The following is a 20,108-nucleotide window of genomic DNA, read 5'->3' as shown; positions in this document are numbered from 1 at the left end:
GGCGGCCCGGCGCGCCCGGGCCGGACGGGGGTTCCGTCCTCCCGGACAGGAGGGCCCCTCCCCGCCGCCCGGCGAACGAAAGGAAACCGCTCGTGCCCACCCCCGCCTCCCTCTCCCCCGCCCAGGCCGCAGCCCGCCTGGAGGAGTTCACCGTCATCGACGTGCGGGCGCCCGGTGAGTACGCCTCCGGGCATGTGCCCGGCGCCCTGAACATCCCGCTCGACAAGCTGCCGGACGCGCTCCCGGCGCTCAAGTCGGCCTCCGCACGCGGTTCCCTGCTGGTGGTGTGCGCCTCCGGGGTGCGGTCCACCCGGGCCTGCGAGATCCTCGCGGGCGCCGACATCGAGGCCGTGACGCTGACCGGCGGCACCTCGGCCTGGGAGGGCGACGGCCGCGGCCTGGACCAGCCCGAGGGCGCCCGTTCCACCTGGCCCATGGAGCGCCAGGTGCGGCTCGCGGCCGGGTCGCTGGTGGTGGCCGGGCTGGCGGCGGGGGTCCGCTTCCCGGCGGCGCGCTGGCTCTCCGCGGGCGTCGGCGCGGGCCTGGTGTACGCGGCGGTCAGCGACACCTGCGGAATGGCGGCGGTCCTGTCGAAGCTGCCGCACAACCGTGCCCCGCGCGCCGTCGGCGACCTCGACGCCACCCTGGCCGAACTCCAGCGCTGAGCCCGGGGCCGGGCCTCCAGGGGGCCCGGGCGGGGCGCGTCCGGCGCGCCCCGCCTCTCGGCCCCCGGTCACCAGGCGCGGCCGGGCCCCGGAACCCGTCTCACACCTCGTCGCGCACCAGCGCCAGCAGCCGGTCCAGGACCCGGGGGCCGCCCGCGCGCACCCCGTCGTGCTCGTACTCGTCGGTCACCCAGGTCCGCAGCCCCCGGATGGCGGCAGCCGTGCGCAGGGAGTCGGCGGTGTCCACGTACATGTCGTCGTGGTACACGGCCGCCGCGACCGGGACCTCGTTGGCGGCCAGCCGCTCGGGGTCGTACAGCACCGGCCAGTCGGTGCGCCGCGCCAGCAGTTCGGCGGTCTCGCGGAGCGGGCGCAGCGCCGGGTCGACGTCGAAGTGCCAGGGGTGGACGGTCTCGCCGGTGAAGAGGACGGGCCCGTCGCCGGCGAGGGCAGCCGCCGCGTCGAACTGCGGGAACTCCCCCCGTACGCGCTCCGCCGCCCAGTCCGTGGCGCGGTCGCCCTGCCCGTAGATCGCCTCGTGCAGCAGGGCGTAGAGCGGGTGGCCGGCGAAGGAGACGGAGGTGTGCATCGCCTCCTGGAAGGCGTCGGAGAGTTCCGTGCCGTGCGGGGTGCGCACGAAGGCGTTCTCCAGCAGGTAGTGGAGCTGGTGGCTGCCGCTGCCGGAACCGAGGAGGATGCCGAGCGACTGGAAGCCCTCCGGGGTGAGCCGGTGGCCGGCGCTCTCGGGCCGGTGCTCGGCCAGGTACGCGGTGATGGCGCGGGCGCGCTCGACGTCCTGCGGGTAGCGGGCGTAGTGGGCGGCGACCTTCCGCTCGATGCGCGGGTACGCGGCCCGGTAGACGTCGTCCGCGTGCGCGTCGAGGGATGGCAGCCCGCCGGTGATCAGGACCTCCTTGAGCCCTTCCGGGGCGGCGGAGAGGTAGCGGACGGCGCAGAAGCCGCCGAAGGACTGGCCGAGGACGGTCCAGGGCGCTCCGCCGGTGAGCCGCGGCCGGATCAGCTCGCAGTCGCGGACGATGGAGTCCGCACGGAAGTGGGCGAGGTAGGCGGCCTGTTCGCGCGGGCCGCCGCGCAGGGGCAGGGTCTGCCGGTTGGCCGGGGTGGAGAGGCCGGTGCCGCGCTGGTCGAGCAGGAGCACGCGGAAGTCGCGCAGGGCCCGGCCGAGCCAGGCTTCGGCGCCGACGAAGCGGCGCGCGCCGAAGCCGGGGCCGCCCTCCAGGTAGACCAGCCAGGGCAGGTCGTCGCCGACGCGGGAGGCGGCGACGGCTTCCCGGCCGTAGACCTCGATCTGCTCGCCGCCGGGGTCGCTGTGGTCGAGGGGCACGGTGAAGTGCCGGTCGGTGAGGACGACTCCGGGCTGGCGGTAACTGCTCACGGGGAACTCCTGAATCCGGGGTACGGACCGGCCGGGGGCGCGGGCCGACGCGAGGTGCGCGCCGGTGCGGGGCGCGGGCCGATCGGGCGGGAGGCCCAGTCCAGCACATGCCCGTGCCACCGGTCGCGCGAGGGCGTGCCCCGGACGGTCCCGGCCCGTGTGCGGTCCGGCCGGGGCGCTCCTAGCGTTCAGGCATGATCCGGTTCGAGCAGGTCGGCAAGGTCTATCCGGACGGGACGACGGCGGTCGACGGGCTGTCCTTCGAGGTGGCGGAGGGCGAGCTGGTCACGCTGGTGGGGCCCTCCGGCTGCGGCAAGACCACGACGATGATGATGGTGAACCGGCTGATCGAGCCGACGTCGGGCCGGATCCTCGTGGACGGCGAGGACATCGCGAAGATCGACCCGGTGAAGCTCCGCCGCCGCATCGGCTACGTCATCCAGCAGGTCGGCCTCTTCCCGCACCGGACCGTCCTGGACAACACCGCGACCGTTCCGGCGCTGGTCGGCTGGAAGCGCTCGCGGGCCCGGGAGCGGGCGGCGGAGCTGCTGGACCTGGTGGGCCTGGATCCGGCGACGTACGGCTCGCGCTATCCGGCGCAGCTCTCGGGCGGCCAGCGGCAGCGGGTGGGCGTGGCGCGGGCGCTCGCGGCGGACCCGCCGGTCCTGCTGATGGACGAGCCGTTCGGCGCGGTGGACCCGGTGGTGCGGGAGCGGCTGCAGAACGAGTTCCTGGCCCTCCAGCAGCGGGTGCGCAAGACGGTGCTCATGGTGACGCACGACATCGAGGAAGCGGTGCGGATGGGCGACCGGATCGCGGTGTACGGGGAGGGGCGCATCGAGCAGTTCGACACCCCGGCCGCCGTGCTCGGCACCCCCGCCACCCCGTACGTGGCCCGGTTCGTGGGCTCCGACCGGGGGCTGAAGCGGCTCTCGGTCACCGCGATCGAGCCGGAGGACCTGGAGGAGCCGCCGGTGGCGCTGCTGGCGGAGTCCGCCCGGGAGGCGGCGGCCCGGCTGGCGGCGTCCGGGGCCCGGTGGGCGGTGGTGCTGAACGGTGCGGGCGAGCTGCACGGCTGGGTGTCGGCGGACGCGCTGCGGCCCGCCCGGGAGGGCGAGCGCGTGGGGTCGCTGGCACGCCGGATGGACGCGTGGGTGCCGGTGGGCGCCCCGCTGAAGCAGGCGTTCAGCGAGATGCTCCAGTACGACGCGGGGTGGGTGGCGGTGCTCGACGGGAGCCTGTTCCTCGGCGTCCTCACCCCGGCGAAGCTGCACGAGGCCCTGCGCCGGTCGGTGGACGCGGACGCGCAGGGCGTGGGGCGCGACGAGGTGGAATTCGATTCCGTGTCGGACGCCTGAGCCGACGGGGCGCGGAACCGGGTGAGGGGCGCCGCCGCCGGACCGGGGCGTGCGCACCGGCCCCGGTCCCGGCGCCTTAGCCCGACGCGGGCCGCGAAACCGCCCGGTCAGCGGCCGCGCCGGTAGCTCGTGCCGTCCCGGGTGCGCACCATGAGCCCCGCGACGACCAGATAGCGGCGCAGCGCGGAGCAGTCCTCGTGGACGGTGCGCAGCGCCTCGTTCACCTCGGATTCCGTGTACGAGCGTTCCCGCTCGAACAGCGTGTCGGCGAGGTGGGCGAGCAACTGCTCACGCCGGGCCGGCCTGCGCGGGATCGCGACGAGGCGGCCGCGCGAGAAGAGCGCCCCACGGAGTGCGTACGGGAGGCGGACGACGGCGTCCGGGCGGGCAGGGTGTCAGGTGCGGCAGACATGCCCGGAAGCGTCGCAGGGTTCCCGGGGGCGGGCAACGCGTTTTCGCCCGGCCCCGGGACAGCCCCGCACAGTCCGCCCGTCGGCCCGTCGGTCCGGCCGTCGGCCCGGCCGTCCCCGACCCGCCCGTCCGCCGGCCCGTCGGTCCGGCCGTCCGCCGGGCTCAGCCCTTCGGGAGGAGCTTCTTCGCCTCCAGGTAGGCGCGCGCGACGTCCTCGGGCAGTCGGCGCCAGCTGTCGACCTGTTCGTTCATCGACGCCAGGTCGGCGGTGGTCAGCACGGTGTTGAGGCGGCCGAGGGCGTCGCGCACGCCGGCGCTCCCGGCGCGGGCGCGGTTGACGACGGGAACCACGTAGTCCGCGTTCTGGAGCTTCTTGTCGTCCTCCAGCAGCACCAGCCCGAACTGGTCCAGCGTGGCGTCGGTCGTGGTCGTCAGCACCATCTGGTCCTGCCCGCTCTGGACGGCCTGCTTGGCCTGGGTGGTGCCGACGCCCTTGGGATCGACGGCGACGACGTCGATGCCGTACGTCGAGCGCAGCCCGGGGGCGCAGTAGGGGCGCTGTACGCACTCGTCGCCCGCCGCAAGCCGTACGGGCAGCTTCGCCGCGCCGACGTCGCTGAGCGTCCGGAGCCCGTGCTTCTTCGCGTACGCGGCCGTGACGGCGAAGGCGTTCTGGTCGACGGCCCGGCCGGGGTCGAGGACGGTCAGCCCGCGCGGGGCGGCGAGCTCGCGGAGCGCCTTCATCGTGGTGGTGAGGTCGGGCGATCCGACGGGTTTCGCGTCGGCCCCGTGGGCCTTGGCGCCCAGCCAGTCGGCGAAGGTCGCCGCGTACTCCGGTACGACGTCGATCTGGCCGTTCTCCAGGGCGGGTTCGTAGATCTCCCGGTTGGTGACGGAGATGAGGTCGGTGGAGTATCCGGCGTGTTCCAGGAGCAGGGCGTACAGCTGGGCCAGCAGGTCGCTCTCGGTGAACCCGGCCGACCCGACGGTCAGTTCCCGGCTGTCGCCGGGCGGGGCGGTGACCTCGCCCCGGTTCTCCAGGGACGGGCCGCCGGCGCAGGCGGTGGCGGCGAGGAGGGCCAGCGCGGCCAGGGCGCGGCGGACGCGGTTCACGCGGCCTCCCGGCCGCGCTGCAAAGCGAGCCGCTGACCGGCCTCGAAGAGGCTCTCGACGAGGAGCGCGAAGACGGCCACCAGGATCGCTCCGGCCACCACCTGCGGGGTGGAGGCGAGGTTGAAGCCGGCGGTGATGATCCGGCCCAGTCCCCCGCCGCCCGCCAGCGCGGCGAGGGTGGCGGTGGCGACCAGTTGGACGGCGGCGATCCGCACGCCGGTGAGGATCATCGGGAGGGCGAGCGGCAGTTCGACGCCCACCAGCATCTGGCGGCCGGTCATGCCCATGCCCCGGGCGGCCCGGACGACGTCCCGGTCCACCTCGCGCATCCCGACGTAGGCGTTGGTGAGCAGCGGCGGCACGGCGAACAGGACGAGCGCGATGATCGTCGACCACTGGCCGTGCGTGCCGATGGGCGTGAGCAGCAGCAGGACCAGGACGGCGAAGGTGGGCACGGCCCGCCCGACGTTGGAGAGGTTGACGGCGAGTGCGCCGCCCTTGCCGAGGTGGCCCAGGACCAGGGCGACGGGCAGGGCGATCAGGCAGCTGATGAGCAGGCAGACGGCGGTGAGGAAGAGGTGTTCGCCGAGCCGGTGCCAGACGCCGTCGGGGCCGGACCAGTGGGCGGCGGTGGTCAGCCAGGACCAGGTGTCGGAGAGGGTGTTCACACCGGGCTCCCGTTCCGGGGCGTCCGCGCGCCCCCCGTGCGTACGTTCACGCCTGCCTCCGGGTCCAGGGGGTCAGCAGCCGCCCCGCCCCCAGAAGCAGCAGTTCGGCGGCGACGGCGATGAGGACGCACAGCACGGAGGCGGTGAGCACCTGGGCCTTGAAATAGGTGTTCATGCCGGAGTAGATGAGGTTGCCGAGCCCGCCGTGGCCGACGATCGCCCCGATGGTGACCAGGGAGACCGCGGAGACGGTGGCGATGCGCAGCCCGGCCATCGCGGCGGGCAGCGCGAGCGGCAGTTCGACGGCGAGCAGCAGGCGCAGCGGCCCGTACCCCATGCCGCGTGCTGCCTGCCGGGTCTCCTCGGGCACGGCCCGGAGTCCGGCGAGGATGTTGCGGACGAGGAGCGTCAGGGAGTACAGGACGAGCCCGGCGATCACCAGTGCGGCGGAGAGCCCGTACAGCGGCAGCAGCAGCGAGAACATCGCGAGCGACGGGATCGTGTAGAGGACCGTCGTGGTCGCGAGCACCGGGCCGGCCGCCCAGCGCCACCGGCGGGCGGCGAGTGCCAGGGGGACGGCGATCAGGAGGGCGATGGCCACCGACGCGACCGTCAGCTGGAGGTGTTGCAGCACCGCGTCGATGAGGATCTCGCGGCGGCTGGACAGGTAGGCGCCGCAGATCCACTCGTTGCGGGCGAGGCAGTCGTCCGGGGGCGCCGTCATCCGCCCATTCGAACGCGGCCGCCGTCCCGCCGCCCGCCGCGGGCCGCCGTTCGGGTGCGGGGGAACGAGCCGCGTCCGCGCCCCGGCGGACCCGGCACCGGGCCGCCACGAGACCCGAACAGGGGCCGGGCGCGGGCCGGGGGCGGGGACGGACATGGGCCGGGGGGCGGAACGGACGTATCGGTACGGGCGTGGCGCGATCCGGAACGACCTGGACCGCCCGAGCAACCCCCCGCGCCCCGTCGCCGTCTTGATCGTCGACAGGACGGTCCGCCGCGCAGGACGAGCGGCGACCCCACCCCCACATGTTCCGGGCCTGCACGACCGGTCGACTATACGCCCCATGTATACATAGGGCGTATAGCGACTCCGTTCCGGTCCCGGCACCGCGCGGAAGGCACCCATGCAGACCAAGGCACTGGCGCCCGAGTACCAGGGAGCGCTCACCAGGATGTCGGTGAACGCCTCCCTCACCGATGTACTGGCCGAAGGCGTACGCCACTTGAAGCGGGCCGAACGCTCCGGATCGCAGGAGGAGGTGGCGCGCGCGGGGCTCGCCGTGGCCGAGGCGCACCGCAGGCTCGGACACGTCGCGGAGGCGGACCGGGCCTGGAAGGCGAGCTACCGGGCCGCACGGTCGGCCGGGAACACCGGGGCGATGGCCTGGGCGTTGTGGAGCGGCGGCACGCTGGCACGTCAACGCGGTTCGCTGCGGCTCGCGTTCCGGCTGCTCGGGCTCGCCGCCGAGGCGGGGAAACGGGGCGGCGACGTGGTCGCCCGGGGCTACTCGCTGGCCGGTCTGGCCGAGACCGGCCGGATCCAGGGCGACTACGCCACCGTCGCCACGCTGCACGAGCAGCTTCTCGCCGAGGCCCGGGCCAGGGGCGAGGCCCGGCACACCGTCTGGGCGCTGGAGGGGATCGCGCAGATCCACCGCAACACCGGTTCGCTGGACTCGGCTCTGGAGATGTTCGAGGAGGCCGCGGAGCTGGCGGGCGCGGCGGACGACCGCCGGGGCCGGGCCTGGGCGCTGCGCGGCATCGCCGACATCGTCTCCCTCCGGGACGGGGCCACGGCCCGCGCCCTCGGCCTGCTCTCCGAGGCCGAGGCCACCTGCCGGAAGATGAACCTCTCCAGTGCGCTGGCGTACAACCACAAGATGCGGGCCAACGTGCTGTTCCGCGCCGGGCGGTACGCGGAGGCGCGCGAGGTCTACGAGCAGGCGCTCGGCGAGTTCCGCGCGATGGACGAGCCCCGGGGCGAGGCCCTGGCCTCCCTCGGCCTGGTGAAGGCGCGGGCCCGGCTCGGCCGGGACCGCGAGGCCACCGCGGCCGACCTGGACGAACTGCGCGGCAGGCTCGACCGGATCGGGCTGCTCAACGCCCGCGAGATGGTCGAGAGGGCGTACGCCGAACTGGGCGTGGAACCCGCGTCGCCCGAACGCGCGGAGACCGCGTCCGCCGGCGCCGGGGACGGCCGCCGATGACGCTCTCCACGGCCCGGCGGGCGGGAGCCCCGCACATACTGGACCGGTGCCGCGAACTGGTGCGCCCCGCGCTCGTGGAGGCGGTGGGGCGGCTGCACCCGTGGCACGCGGAGACGGCGGCGTTCTCGCTCGGCTGGCGCGGGACCGGCGGTGAGCCGCTGCCCGGCTCGCAGGGCAAAGGGGTCCGGCAGGCTCTCGCGGTGCTCGGCGCGGAGGCGGCCGGCGGCAGCGCGGCGGACGCGGTGCCGGGGGCGGTGGCCGTGGAGCTGATCCACACCTTCTCGCTGATCCACGACGACATCATGGACGGCGACGAGACCCGCCGTCGGCGGCCGACGCTCTGGAAGGCGTACGGCACCGGGCCGGCGGTCCTCGCGGGCGACGCCCTGTTCGCCCTCGCCGTCTCCACGCTGGCGGAGGCGCCGGGCGACGCCAGTCCCGCGGCGGTGCGCCACCTGGCGCGCGCCTTGGGCGATCTGGTGCACGGCCAGGCGCAGGACCTGCTCTTCGAGACGCGGCCGTGGACCGGGCCGGGGGCCGTCCTGCCGCACGAGTACCGGGCGATGGCCACGCACAAGACGGGCTCCCTGCTCGGTTGCGCGGCTGCTCTGGGCGCGGCACTGGCGGGCGCCCCGGCGGCCACCGTGGAGGCGCTGGACCTGGCGGGCCGCCATGTGGGGGTGGCGTTCCAGGCGGTGGACGACCTGCTCGGGATCTGGGGCGATCCGCTGGAGACCGGCAAACCGGTCCACAGCGACCTACGGCGGCTCAAGAAGACGTATCCGGTGCTCGCGGCCCTGTCGGCCGACCACCCGGCGGCCCGGCGCCTGGACGCGCTGCTCTCCCGCGACCGACCGCTCGACGACCGGGCGGCCCGGCACGCCGCCGACCTGATCGACGAGGCCGGCGGGCGGGCGGCGGCGCTCGGCGAGGCGCACGAGCACCTGGCCGCCGCCCGCTCCTGCCTGGACCGGGTGCAGCTGGCCCGCCCGGCGCGGGAGGACCTGCTCACGCTGATCCCGTACCTCGTGGACCGTACCGGCTGACCCGCCCTCCCCCGACCGTCACCGAAAGCGCCCCGGACACCGTCCGGGGCGCTTCCGCGTCCCGGACGACCGCGCCCCGGGCCGCCGGGGCGGGAGGGGCGGCAGGCGATGGGTGGTGCGGCCATCGATTGCGGCGATCGGTGGTGTGTGCCCGAGGGAAAAGGCCGACGGTATGCCTGGCGGCGGCCGTACGGATCGCACGTCGCGCTCCCGCCGCGCGGGCCCCTCGGGGCCTTGGCGCCACTGGGCTTCGCAGGCTCCGGGCCCGCACCGCGCCTGCCTCCGGTCACCCGTACGGCCCATCTGCACACGCAATCCCCATGTGGTCGTATGAGCGAGTCACACGCACCATTTCGCCACATATCTGCCAAAGTGCACCTCGGCTTTACTCACCGGATTGAGCGAAGAGAGCCGTGCGTGCTGCACATGCGTCGTACCGAGGAAAGACAAGTGACGGTCCTTCATCTGGTTCAGCCCGTGGACGGCGGAGTGGCCCGGGTGGTCACCGATCTCGTCCGGGCCCAGGCCGGATCCGGGCTGCGGCCCGTGGTGGCCTGCCCGCCCGGCGGCCCGCTGGCCCGGGAGGCGGCGAAGGCCGGCGCCGAGGTGCACGACTGGCACGCCACCCGCGCCCCCGGGCCGGGGCTGGCCCGCGAGGTCGCCGCCGCGCGCCGGATCGTCCGTGCGAGCCGTCCGCACGTGGTGCACGCCCACAGCGCCAAGGCCGGGCTGGCGGGCCGCGTCGCGGTGCGCGGCCGGGTCCCCACCGTGTTCCAGCCGCACGCCTGGTCGTTCGAGGCGGTCGACGGACGCACCGGCGCTCTGGCCCTCGGCTGGGAACGGTTCGGGGCCCGGTGGGCCGATCACATCCTGTGCGTCAGCGAATCCGAACGCCGCACCGGCCAGGAGGCGGGCATCGCCGCCCGCTGGTCGGTCGTCCACAACGGCATCGACCTCGACCGCTTCCGTCCCGGCAGCCGCGCGGACCGGGACGGGGCCCGCGCCTTGCTGCCCCTGCCGCGCGACGCCGACCGTGATGCCCCGCTGGTCGTCTGCGTCGGCCGGCTGACCCGCCAGAAGGGCCAGGACGTCCTGCTGCGCGCCTGGCGCCGGACGGCGGTGCCCGGGGCCCGGCTGGTGCTGGTGGGCGACGGACCCGACCGGAAGGCCCTGGAGGAGGCGGCGCCGCCGGGCGTGCTCTTCACCGGGGCCTGCGCGGACGTCCGGCCGTGGCTCCACGCCGCCGACGTCCTGGTGCTGCCCTCCCGCTGGGAGGGCATGGCACTGGCCCCGCTGGAGGCGATGGCCTGCGGCCGCCCCGTGCTGCTGACCGACGTGAACGGCGCGCGGGAAAGCCTGCCGCCCGGCCATGAGGAGCACTGCCTCGTACCGCCGGAGGACCCGGCCGCGCTGGCCCGGGCGCTCACCGCGCTGCTCACCGACCACGCACTGCGTGAGGCGGTCTCACGCCGGGGCCTGCGCCACACCCGGACGGCGTTCGACGTCCGCCGGACCGCCGGGGCGATCGCCGGTCTCTACCAGGAACTTGTCGGCACGTCCGCCCTTACGACGAGGAAGCGCACCGAGCGATGACGATGGAGAGTGCACCGGCTCCCGGAGCCGGCCAGGCAACGGCCGTGCAGGCTCACACGGTTCATCCGCCGCGAAGAAGCGGCGGCGGTGCACAGGTGCGGCCCGGTGGGCGGCGCGCCGTCCGGTGCGGGCGGATCACGCCGTTGCTGTGCGTGGACGCCCTCGCCCCCGTCGCGGCGGTCGCCCTGGCCGTCCCCGTGGCGTGGCCCTGGCCGCTGGTGGCCCTCCAGGCGGTGGCGCAACTCCTGCTCTTCGCGCACCGGGGCCTGTACCGCAGGCGGCTGTCCCCCTCGGTCCTCTCCGAACTCCCCGCGCTCCTGGGCCTCGCCCTCCTACAGTGGTACGTGGCCATGGAGGTGCTGGACGCCTGGGCGCCGCAGCAGGCGATCGGCTGGACGGTCCTCGCCTGCGGAGCCGGTACGCAGACCGCGCTGGGCTGCGCCGGGCGTGCGGCGGTGCACCGGGCCCGGCGGCGGGCCGCCGTCCGCCGCCCGCTGTCCACGCTGGTCGTGGGCCAGGGCGCGCAGGCCCGCCAGGTGACGGCGGCCCTGTACGACCACCCCGCGTACGGGCTGCGGCCCGTCGGGCTCGTCGTGGCGCCGGGGGCCGGCGACGAGGACCGGGCCACGGGCGCCGTACCGCTGCCGGTCCTGGTCTCGCCGCAGGAGGTGGGGCGGGCCGTCGTGCAGAACAGCGTGCGGCACGCGGTGTTCACCGCGCCGCCCGAGGCGACGCCGGACGGTCCCGCCCTCCTGTCCCTGCTCTCCGGGCACGGGTGCCGGGTGTGGCTGGTCACCGGGCCCGGCGCCACCGCGTCCGCCCCGGCGGACGCCCGCCCCGACCACCTGTGGGGCTTCACCGTCCGGCCGCTCAGCGACGGGACGGACCGCCCCGTCGGCCACGCGGCGAAGCGCGCGGTGGACGCGGTCCTCGCCGCGTTCGGCCTCCTGCTGGCGGCCCCGGTGATGGCGGCCTGCGCCCTGGCCGTACGGCTCGCCGACGGCCCCGGGGTGGTCTTCCGGCAGGAGCGCGTGGGCCGGCACGGGCGCACCTTCGTCCTCCTGAAGTTCCGCACGCTGCGGCCCGCCGACGCCCAGGAGTCGGCCACCCGGTGGAACGTCTCCTCCGACGAGCGGATGAGCCGGGTCGGCAGGGCGCTGCGGCGAACCTCCCTCGACGAGCTGCCGCAGCTGTGGAACGTCCTGCGCGGCGACATGAGCATGGTCGGCCCTCGACCTGAACGCCCCTTCTTCGTAGCGCAGTTCAGCCGCGTGCACCCCGGCTACCAGGCCCGCCACCGGATGCCCGTGGGCATCACGGGACTGGCCCAGGTCAACGGGTTGCGGGGGGACACCTCGATCGAGGAGCGGGCCCGCTTCGACAACCACTACATCGAGACCTGGTCGCTGTGGCAGGACGCGTGCGTGCTGGCGCGGACGGCGGGCTCCCTGTTCCGCCTCGGAGGCAGCTGACCATGGCGGCCGTCCTCACCCCGCCCACCGCCCCGGCGCAGGCCGGTCCCGGAGCGCTCCCCCGCGCGCGGTGGGGCGGGTGGCGGGAGCGCTGGCCGCTGCTGCCCCTCGTCGCCACCGTCCTGCTGCCGGCCCTGCCCTACGGGGCCTCGGGCGGGGGCGGTCCGGCCGACCTGGCGTCGGGCCTCGCGGTGCTCGTGTGCGGGGGGCGGCTGCTGTACCTGCGCCGCCGTCCGCTGAGCGCCACCGCCGCGCTGGTGCTGGGGCTGCCCGCCGCGGGCTTCGCGGTGGCCACCGTCACGGCGGCGGACCCGGCGGCGGCCGTGCCCGGGCTCGTGCGCTACCTCCAGGTCTTCGTGCTCGTGCCGGTCGCGGTGTTCCTGCTGCTCCGGGACGCGTACGGATTCCGGGTCGTCGGCGGGTCGCTCGTCCTCCTGGCGGTCGTCCAGGGGGTCACGGGCGTCCACCAGTACGTCACCGGGACCGGCGCCTCGTACATGGGCGAGGACGTCCGCGCGGTCGGCACCTTCGGCCCCAGCGACATCATGGGCATGGCGACCGTCGTCGCCTACGGGCTGCTCGCCGCGGCGGCCTGTGCGCTGCGCACGCCGCGTGCCGCCCCGTCCTGGCTGCGGCCGGCCGCCGCCGTGCTCGCCGTCGCGCTGGTCGTCCCGCTGATGCTGTCGTTCAGCCGGGGCGTGTGGATCGCCACGGGCGTCGCGCTCCTGGTGGCCCTGGCGCTGGCCGGGCGGCGGCAGGCGCTGACGTCGCTGGCCGTGCTCGGGGCGGCGGGCGTGGTGCTGGTCGGCGGGTTCGGCGTCGGCTCGGAGATGATCGCGGACCGGGCGGCGAGCGTGACCCGGGTGACCAGCACCCCGGACCGGTCGGTCAGCGACCGCTACGCCATGTGGAGCGCGGCGGGCGCGATGTGGCGCGAGCGGCCCGTCACCGGGGTCGGTCTCAAGGGCTTCCCCGCCCACCGCGACGCCCACGCCTCCATCGGCCTCTCCTCCGGCAGCGACACCGCCGGGGCGGGCCAGGCGTTCCGCCGCCAGGCCCTGCTCTCCCCGCACAACATGTACCTCCTGGTCCTCGGCGAACAGGGCCTCGTCGGGCTGACCGCGCTCGTCGGCAGCTGGGCGGCGATCCTGGTCGGCGCGGTCCGCAGGCTGCGCCGCGCCCGTGCGCGCGGGCACGCCGCCGTGGACTGCGGTCTGGTCGCGGTCGCCCTGATGGTCTGGCAGAGCGTCAACTTCCTGTACGCGGACATCGGCGGACCCACCACCGTGCTGAGCGGCGTGGTGCTGGGACTCGCCGCCTGGTGGGCGCTGGCCGAGCCGGAGCGGGTGGGCGCCGCGTGAGCGACACCGGTACGGAGACGGAGGCCGGGGCCCGGCCGGGGCCCGGCGCTCCCCTGCTCCCGGCCCCCGCCGCCCCTCGGGAGGCCGGTGGCGGCGAGCCGCCCCGGCTCGGATCGTTCCTGGCCCGCGCGGCGGCGGCGACGGCCGTGCTGACCGTGCTGGGCGCCGCCCTGGGACTGGTACGGGACCAGGCGATCGCCCGGTATTTCGGAGCGAGCGACGCGAGCGACGCCTTCCTGATCGCCTGGACCGTGCCGGAGATGGCGGCGACGCTGCTGATCGAGGACGGGATGGCGCTGCTCCTCGTCCCCGCGTTCAGCCTCGCCCTGAGCCGTCGGGGCGCCGCCGCCGGGGCCGGGGCCGGGGCCGGGAAAGAGATCACCGTCGGCGTCGGGGACGCCGAGGCGTCCGACCCCGTGCGGGAGCTGGTCGCGGCCACGCTCCCGCGCCTGTTCCTGCTGCTGTCCGGCGGCGCGGCGCTGCTCATCGCGGGCGCCCCCTGGGTCGTGGGGGTGCTGGCCCCCGGGCTCGCCGACCCCCGTCTCGCGGTGGACTGCACCCGGCTGACCGCCGTCACGGTCCTCACCTTCGGGATCACCGGCTACTTCAGCGCCGCGCTGCGCGCCCACCGCAGCTTCCTGCCGCCCGCCGGGGTCTACGTCGCGTACAACGTCGGCATCATCGGGACGACGCTGGCCCTGCACGCGGTGTGGGGGGTGCGGGCGGCGGCGGCCGGGGTCGCGCTCGGCAGCGTGCTGATGATCCTCACCCAGCTTCCCGTGTTCCTCAGGTTCGTACCGCTCCGCCGCCCCCGACCGCGCCGGTTCGGCACGCGTGCGACGCGGACCGCTCCGCCGCTGGGGTTCGCGGTGCTGGCCCCGGTGATCCTGTTCGTGGTGAGCCGGCAGTCCCAGGTGCTGGTGGAGCGGTTCCTCGCCTCCACGCTGCCGGCCGGCGCGATCTCGCACCTGAACTACGCGCAGAAGGTCGCGCAGCTCCCGATGGTGCTGTCGCTGATGATCTGCACCGTCACCTTCCCGGTCGTCGCGCGGGCGATGGCCGCCGGGGAGCGGGAGAAGGCCCGGCTGCGGGTCGAGCGGGATCTGGCGCTGGCCGGGACGGTGGTGCTGCTCGGAACGGGCGTCGTCCTCGGCTACGCGCCCCAGATCATCGAAGTGCTCTTCCAGCGCGGCGCGTTCGACGCCTCCGACACCGGCTCCACCGCCCAGGTCATGCGGGTCTACGCGCTGGGGCTGCTCGGCCACTGCCTGGTCGGGGCGCTGAGCCGGCCGTTCTTCTCGTCGGGGCGGCCCACCTGGTTCCCGGCATTCGCCATGGGCACCGGGCTGGTCGTCACGACGGGGGCCGGGTACGCGCTGACGTACCGCTTCGGGGTGGACGGCATCGCGACCGCCAACGCGCTCGGGATCAGCACGACCGCCCTGCTGCTCCTGATGGGCCTCGGCACCCGGGTCGTCCCGATCCGGGCCCGGTCGGTGGCGTTCTCGCTGGGCCGGCTCGCCGGGGCGTCGCTGGCGGCGGGCGCGGCCGGGTGGGCGTGCGCCCCGCTCGTACCGGACCCGGTGCTGAGCCTTGCGGCCGGGTGCCTCCTCGTCCCCGCCGTGTTCCTCCTGACCGGCCTCGCCCTGCGCTCCCCCGAGCTCACATCCCTGCTGGTACCGATCCGACGGAGGTTCCTCGATGGCCGCTGACACCCCGGCACCCCGCGCTGACGCTCCCCCGTCCCGGCCGCGCCCGCACACACGCCGTCAGCCGTGGATCCTCACGTACCACTCGGTGACGGATCCGGGCGACGACCCGTACGGCATCACCGTCTCCCCCGACCGCCTGGACGAGCAGTTGTCCTGGCTGCGCGGCCGGCGGCTGAGAGGAGTCGGCGTCTCCGAGCTGCTGCGCGCCGGGGCGGGGCGGCGCGGGCTGGTCGGGCTGACCTTCGACGACGGGTACGCGGACTTCCTGGACGAGGCGCTGCCGGTGCTGCGCCGGCACGGTTTCCGGGCGACGGTGTTCGTGCTGCCGGGCCGGCCGGGCGGCGTCAACGAGTGGGATCCGCTCGGCCCGCGCAAACCGCTCCTCACCCACGAGGACGTGCGACGGGTCGCCGCGGCGGGCATGGAGGTCGGTTCGCACGGCCTTTGCCACCAGGACCTGACGGCGCTCACGGACGAGGAGCTGCGCCGCGAGACCCGGCACAGCCGGGAACTGATCGGCGATCTCACCGGCTCGCTCCCGGAGGGTTTCTGCTACCCGTACGGCTACGTCGACCGCCGGGTGGCCGACGCCGCGCGCACGGCGGGCTACGGCTACGCGTGCGCGCTGGCCCCGGGGCCGCTGCTCAGCCGGTTCGCCCTCCCCCGCACCCACATCAGCCAGGCGGACCGGGGAGTGCGGCTGTGGGCGAAGGACCTGCGGCACGGGCTGCGCCAGGTGACGTCGCCCGCGGCCGGCCACCGCAGCGCCGGGCGGGCGCGGGCGGGCGGTCCGCGATGAGGGCGCTGCACGTGATCACCGGGCTCGGGGTGGGCGGCGCCGAGCGGCAGTTGCGGCTGCTGCTGCGCCATCTGCCGGTCGAGTGCGACGTCGTGACGCTCACCAACCCGGGGGCGGTGGCAGAGGAGCTGCGGAACGACGGGGTCCGGGTGACGCACCTCGGGATGCGCGGGAACCGGGACCTGTCGGCCGTGGGCCGGCTGGCCCGGCTGATCCGCGAGGGCCGCTACGACCTGGTCCACACGCATCTGTACCGGGCCTGCGTGTACGGCAGGGTCGCGGCCCGTCTCGCGGGGGCGCGGGCGACGGTGGCGACCGAGCACTCGCTGGGCCGCGCCGAGATCGAGGGCCGCCCCCTCACCCGGTCCGTCCGCGCCCTGTACCTGTCCACCGAACGCCTCGGCGCGGCGACCGTCGCGGTCTCCTCGACCGTGGCCGGGCGGCTGCGGGACTGGGGGGTGCCCGCCGACCGGATCCGGCTGGTGCCCAACGGCATCGACGCGGACCGGTTCCGCTTCGACGCGCGGCGGCGGGCACAGGTCCGGGCCGCGCTGGACGTCCCCGCCGACGCTTTCGTGGTCGGCGGCGTCGGCCGGCTTGTGCCGGGCAAGCGGTTCGACGTGCTGATCCGCGCGGTGGCCGCCCTGCCCGAGGCGCGTCTGCTGCTGGCCGGGGACGGCCCGGAGGCCGGGGCGCTGCGGACGCTGGCGCTGCGGCTCGGGGCGGTGGACCGCGTCCGGTTCCTCGGCGAGTGCGACGAGGACGGCGAGGGCCCGGTCCCGGGTGTTCCGGCGCTGCTCAGCGCCCTGGACGTGTTCGTGTCCACGTCCCGGGAGGAATCCTTCGGCCTCGCCGCGGTGGAGGCGCTCGCCGCCGGGCTGCCGGTGCTCCACGACGCCTGCCCGGCCATCGACGACCTGCCCGCCGCGCACGCCCCGGAGGCCACCCGGATCGCCGGGAGCCCCGAGGAGCTGACGGCGAGGCTGCGGCAGCGGATACAGGCCCCCACGGACCGCCGCCCGCCGCCCCGGGCCGTCGGCCACTACGACATCCGGCGCAGCAGCGAGCGCCTGATGGACGTGTACGCGTACGCCCTCGACACCGCCCCACCGAACCGGAGAGCCTTCTCATGACCGACTCACCCGAGCAGCAGCGGCGCCTCGTCACCCAGCGGCTGCGCACCGCGTTCGCCCGGCTGCCGCAGTGGTGGCCGCTGCCCGTCTCCGTGCTGATCGGCGCCGCCTCCGGTCTCTCGTACGGTCTGCTCGCCTCCCCGCAGTACGAGGCGACCAGCTACGCGATGGCCGTGGCGGAGGGGGAGACGGACCCCTCGGCGGCGCTGGGGTACGCCCAGTCGTACGGGCGGCTGACCACGAGCGACGCGACGCTCTCGTACGCCCGGGGCGCGGCCGGCGAGCCGGTGCGCGAGCTGCGGTCCCACGTCAGGTCGGAGACCTCCCCCGACTCGCCGATGATCGCGGTGACGGGGACGTCCGAGGACCGGCACCGGGCCGCCGACATCGCTAACGCGGTCATCGAGGCCGTCGTGGTGAGCAGCGGTCACGTCTCGAAGGACACCGGGGTGAAGCTCATCGCGTTCACGCACGCGATGACGCCGGACGAGCCGGTCTCGCCGTCCGTGCCGCTGGGCACGGCCGTGGGGGCCGCCGCCGGCGGTCTGCTGGGCGGCCTCGTGCTGCTGGTGCGGCCGCGCGGGGCGGGGTGGAGCGTCTCGGCACAGGTGCCGGCTCCGGCGACCGGGGACGCCGTCGCCCAGGACGACCGGGAGCCGGTCCGATGACGGCCCACCGGGCGGGCCGGCTGGCCGTGACGCTCTGCCGGGACTTCGGGGAGTTCGGCGCGCTCGCCGCCGAATGGGACGCGCTGCACCGCCGGTGCGCCACCGCCACCCCGTTCCAGAGCCATGCCTGGCTGCACTCGTGGTGGATCTCCTACGGCCAGGAGGGGCGGCTGCGGGTGCTGCTGGTCCGCCGGGCGGGCCGGCTGATCGGGGCGGCCCCGCTGATGCTGGTGCACCGCCCGATGCCGCTGCTCGTCCCGATGGGCGGGGCGATCTCGGACTTCTTCGACATCCTGCTGGACGAGGAGGAGGCCGGCTGGGCGGTGGGGGCGCTGGGGCGCGGTCTGGACCGGGCGGCCCGGCACACCGTGGTGGATCTGCGGGAGGTCCGGCCGGACGCGTCGGCGCAGTTGCTGTTCGGGCGGTGGGCGGGCGCCCGGGCCCGGCTGGCGGACTCGACGTGCATGGAGCTCCCGGCGACGCCGCTGGGCGACCTGGTGACGCGGCTGACGGGCTCGCGGGGCCAGCGGCTGCGGTCCAAGCTGCGCAAGGTCGAGGCCCTGGGTGTGGAGGCGCACCGGGTCCCGAGGGAGGAGATCCCCGCCGCCGTGGGCACGCTGCTGCGGCTGCACGAGCGGCAGTGGGAGGGCCGGAGCGTCAATCCGGAGCATCTGCGGGCCCGGTTCTCGGACCATCTGATCCGGTCCGTGGGCCGGATGGTGGGGAACGGCACGGCCGCCCTGACCGAGTTCCGGCTCGGCGGCGAGGTGGTGGCGTCCAACCTGTCGCTGGAGTCCGGGCGGCTGTCGGGCGGCTATCTGTACGGCGCGGATCCGGCACTGCGCGAACGCAAAGTCGATGTGTCGACGATGCTGTTGCGGGAAGTCGCCCAGCAGGCCGCGGACGGCGGCCGCGAGGTGCTGAGCCTGCTGCGCGGCGCGGAGTCGTACAAGAACCACTGGCAGCCCTCCCCTGTGGTCAGCCAGCGGCTGCTGCTGGCCCGGCCGGGTCTGGAGCCGCTGCTGCGGCTGCGTGAGTCGCAGGTGGCGGTGCGGGAGCGGGCGGCGGAGACGGTGAAGGCCCGCTTCCCGGCGGCGCGGACCTGGCACGAGCGGCTGACCGCGCTGCCGGTGATCGGCCGCTGACGCGCCTCGGGTACGCCGAACGGCGGCGTCGCGGAGAACTCCTGTGCGTTGATCCGTTACCGCTCGGCGTCTCTCGCGTTGTCAGGGGGTGCGGGCCTCGTGCCCGCGGCACAACCCCCCTTCTTTACAAGGAGTTCTCCATGTCTCGTATGACGAAGGTCGCCGCCGTGATGGCCGGCACCGGCGCGCTGATCGCCGGCGGCGCCGGCATGGCGTCCGCGGACGCCGGTGCGCAGGGCCTCGCCGCCGGCTCCCCCGGTGTCGGCTCGGGCAACGTCCTGCAGGTCCCGGTCCACATCCCGGTGAACCTGTGCGGCAACACGGTCAACGTGATCGGCGTGCTGAACCCCGCCTTCGGCAACACCTGCGTCAACGCCGACAGCCCGAAGGGCGGCCACGACGGCGACTACGGCTACGGCCGCTGATCACCCGCGGTACTGAAGCGGCCGGTCCCCTCCTCTCGGAGGGGGCCGGCCGTTTCGACGTGCTCAGGCGTAGCGGTAGACCTTTGCGTGATCGAGGAGCTTCCTCGGGGTCACGCCCCACGGGGGCATCGCCTCGTCGAGCCCGAACACGTGGTCGCGCTCCGGCCCGGGGTCGGCGGGCTTGCGGCCGGGGACGTAGGCGGACTTCGGGTGGGCCGTGCGCCAGCGGTCCCAGATGAGGTCGATGAAGGAGTGGTGCAGCCAGAACACCGGGTCCTCCGGGGACGCCGCGCCCGCCATGGGCCCGCCGACCCACTGGTGGACGCGGTTGTGGAGGCCCACGGTGCGTACGCCCCGGATGCCCCACCCCTCGACGCGGTTGCGGAAGCCCTGGGTGCACACGCTGTTCCAGGGCTCGGTGTCGTAGACCGGGTCCTTGAGCGCCCGCGCCAGGTCGTCCCCGGTGGGGAGCGAGACCGGGTTGCTGCCGGGACGGCCGAAGTTGCGGGTGAGGTAGTGCTCGTCCGTGACGCCCCGGCCGACGCTCCAGTTGCCGGCCGCGTAGGCGAACGGCCCGGTGGTGACGCGGCGGTCGCCGGGCCTGCCGTTGCCGCCGAGGAAGTCCTCGGCCCACAGGGACGAGGTCGGCGTGTTGTCCCGGGTCCAGTCCCAGTAGGGGACGCTGACGCCCGCGTCGACGCGCTGGAGCGCCTTCTCGAACTCCAGCAGGTACTGGCGGTGCCAGGGGAAGAAGGAGGGCGTCATGTGCGCCGGGCGCGACCGGCGTTCGGTGTCCATGACGTAGTACTCCCGGTGCATGACGACGAAGTCGTCGTAGCGGCCCGAGCGCTTCAGTTTCAGGATGGCGTCGACGAGCCGGCGCTTCTCGGTGCGCGTGAGGTCGCGCTGGTTCTTGCGGGTGTACACCGGTGC

At 75.2% G+C, this 20,108-nt stretch carries 19 protein-coding genes; 13 read left to right on the top strand and 6 right to left on the bottom strand.

The genetic code is table 11. The features are described from left to right. The first annotated feature begins 92 nt into the window (after positions 1 to 92). Positions 93 to 665 carry a rhodanese-like domain-containing protein gene (locus IF19_RS0124395; protein ID WP_030118480.1) on the top strand — a complete coding sequence of 191 codons (573 nt, stop codon included), beginning with the start codon at positions 93 to 95 and terminating at the stop codon, positions 663 to 665. A 100-nt stretch (positions 666 to 765) separates the two neighbouring features. Here IF19_RS0124395 and IF19_RS0124390 read toward each other — a convergent pair whose 3' ends face one another. Beyond that, a complete protein-coding gene (locus IF19_RS0124390; protein WP_030276931.1) occupies positions 766 to 2,061 on the bottom strand; it encodes an alpha/beta fold hydrolase in 1,296 nt (431 codons plus the stop codon). Between the two features lie 194 nt (positions 2,062 to 2,255). Here IF19_RS0124390 and IF19_RS0124385 point away from each other — a divergent pair, with 194 nt between their 5' ends. After that, positions 2,256 to 3,419: an ABC transporter ATP-binding protein gene (locus IF19_RS0124385; RefSeq protein WP_030118477.1), complete on the top strand. Its 1,164-nt coding sequence runs from the start codon at positions 2,256 to 2,258 to the stop codon at positions 3,417 to 3,419. Positions 3,420 to 3,526: 107 nt separating this feature from the next. Here the strand turns inward: IF19_RS0124385 and IF19_RS01000000134950 are convergent, their stop codons facing one another. The 4 genes from IF19_RS01000000134950 to IF19_RS0124365 all read right to left on the bottom strand — a co-directional run bounded on the left by IF19_RS01000000134950 (position 3,527) and on the right by IF19_RS0124365 (position 6,335). Next, the gene (locus IF19_RS01000000134950) at positions 3,527 to 3,733 is read right to left on the bottom strand and encodes a DUF2087 domain-containing protein (RefSeq protein WP_050493916.1); all 207 of its coding nucleotides are present in this window, start codon (positions 3,731 to 3,733) and stop codon (positions 3,527 to 3,529) included. A 259-nt stretch (positions 3,734 to 3,992) separates the two neighbouring features. Then, positions 3,993 to 4,943, bottom strand: a complete 951-nt coding sequence (locus tag IF19_RS0124375) for an ABC transporter substrate-binding protein (RefSeq protein ID WP_030118476.1) — start codon at positions 4,941 to 4,943, stop codon at positions 3,993 to 3,995. Next, positions 4,940 to 5,611, bottom strand: coding sequence for an ABC transporter permease (locus IF19_RS0124370; RefSeq protein ID WP_030118475.1), 672 nt, complete (start codon positions 5,609 to 5,611; stop codon positions 4,940 to 4,942). The genes IF19_RS0124375 and IF19_RS0124370 overlap by 4 nt, the downstream gene beginning before the upstream one ends. Positions 5,612 to 5,657: 46 nt before the next feature. Beyond that, positions 5,658 to 6,335 (bottom strand): ABC transporter permease, encoded by a 678-nt coding sequence (locus tag IF19_RS0124365; protein ID WP_030118474.1) that lies wholly within the window; start codon positions 6,333 to 6,335, stop codon positions 5,658 to 5,660. A gap of 403 nt (positions 6,336 to 6,738) precedes the next feature. Here IF19_RS0124365 and IF19_RS0124360 point away from each other — a divergent pair, with 403 nt between their 5' ends. From IF19_RS0124360 to IF19_RS0124310, 11 genes are all read left to right on the top strand, one after another. Further along, positions 6,739 to 7,821 carry a tetratricopeptide repeat protein gene (locus IF19_RS0124360; protein WP_030118473.1) on the top strand — a complete coding sequence of 361 codons (1,083 nt, stop codon included), beginning with the start codon at positions 6,739 to 6,741 and terminating at the stop codon, positions 7,819 to 7,821. Continuing rightward, positions 7,818 to 8,867: a polyprenyl synthetase family protein gene (locus IF19_RS0124355; protein WP_030276929.1), complete on the top strand. Its 1,050-nt coding sequence runs from the start codon at positions 7,818 to 7,820 to the stop codon at positions 8,865 to 8,867. The genes IF19_RS0124360 and IF19_RS0124355 overlap by 4 nt, the downstream gene beginning before the upstream one ends. A 417-nt stretch (positions 8,868 to 9,284) precedes the next feature. Next, positions 9,285 to 10,460, top strand: coding sequence for a glycosyltransferase (locus IF19_RS0124350; protein ID WP_372340745.1), 1,176 nt, complete (start codon positions 9,285 to 9,287; stop codon positions 10,458 to 10,460). Between the two features lie 152 nt (positions 10,461 to 10,612). Beyond that, positions 10,613 to 11,932, top strand: a complete 1,320-nt coding sequence (locus IF19_RS0124345) for an exopolysaccharide biosynthesis polyprenyl glycosylphosphotransferase (protein ID WP_234313226.1) — start codon at positions 10,613 to 10,615, stop codon at positions 11,930 to 11,932. 2 nt (positions 11,933 to 11,934) lie between these two features. Beyond that, on the top strand, positions 11,935 to 13,293 hold the full coding sequence (locus tag IF19_RS0124340; RefSeq protein WP_030276927.1) for an O-antigen ligase family protein: 1,359 nt from the start codon (positions 11,935 to 11,937) through the stop codon (positions 13,291 to 13,293). Continuing rightward, the gene (gene murJ, locus IF19_RS0124335) at positions 13,290 to 15,005 is read left to right on the top strand and encodes a murein biosynthesis integral membrane protein MurJ (protein ID WP_030276925.1); all 1,716 of its coding nucleotides are present in this window, start codon (positions 13,290 to 13,292) and stop codon (positions 15,003 to 15,005) included. Before IF19_RS0124340 ends, murJ begins: the two co-directional genes overlap by 4 nt. Next, positions 14,995 to 15,804 (top strand): polysaccharide deacetylase family protein, encoded by an 810-nt coding sequence (locus IF19_RS0124330; protein ID WP_030188459.1) that lies wholly within the window; start codon positions 14,995 to 14,997, stop codon positions 15,802 to 15,804. Before murJ ends, IF19_RS0124330 begins: the two co-directional genes overlap by 11 nt. Further along, complete coding sequence (locus tag IF19_RS0124325) at positions 15,801 to 16,937, top strand: glycosyltransferase (protein WP_030276923.1); 1,137 nt, start codon at positions 15,801 to 15,803, stop codon at positions 16,935 to 16,937. Before IF19_RS0124330 ends, IF19_RS0124325 begins: the two co-directional genes overlap by 4 nt. Next, positions 16,934 to 17,605, top strand: coding sequence for a YveK family protein (locus tag IF19_RS0124320; protein WP_030276921.1), 672 nt, complete (start codon positions 16,934 to 16,936; stop codon positions 17,603 to 17,605). The genes IF19_RS0124325 and IF19_RS0124320 overlap by 4 nt, the downstream gene beginning before the upstream one ends. Further along, a complete protein-coding gene (locus IF19_RS0124315; protein ID WP_030276920.1) occupies positions 17,602 to 18,750 on the top strand; it encodes a GNAT family N-acetyltransferase in 1,149 nt (382 codons plus the stop codon). Before IF19_RS0124320 ends, IF19_RS0124315 begins: the two co-directional genes overlap by 4 nt. A gap of 140 nt (positions 18,751 to 18,890) precedes the next feature. Further along, entirely contained in the window at positions 18,891 to 19,175 is a 285-nt protein-coding gene (locus IF19_RS0124310; protein ID WP_030188449.1) for a chaplin, read from the top strand. A gap of 63 nt (positions 19,176 to 19,238) precedes the next feature. On the opposite strand, the gene IF19_RS0124305 is transcribed toward IF19_RS0124310, so the two are convergent. After that, positions 19,239 to 20,102 (bottom strand): tyrosinase family protein, encoded by an 864-nt coding sequence (locus IF19_RS0124305; RefSeq protein WP_030118458.1) that lies wholly within the window; start codon positions 20,100 to 20,102, stop codon positions 19,239 to 19,241. Positions 20,103 to 20,108 lie beyond the last annotated feature (6 nt).

Source organism: Streptomyces californicus, from assembly GCF_000717645.1.
Taxonomy (GTDB): Bacteria; Actinomycetota; Actinomycetes; order Streptomycetales; family Streptomycetaceae; genus Streptomyces; species Streptomyces californicus.
Note: the sequence above shows the minus strand (reverse complement) of the source record. Positions and strands in the feature narration are given on the sequence as shown.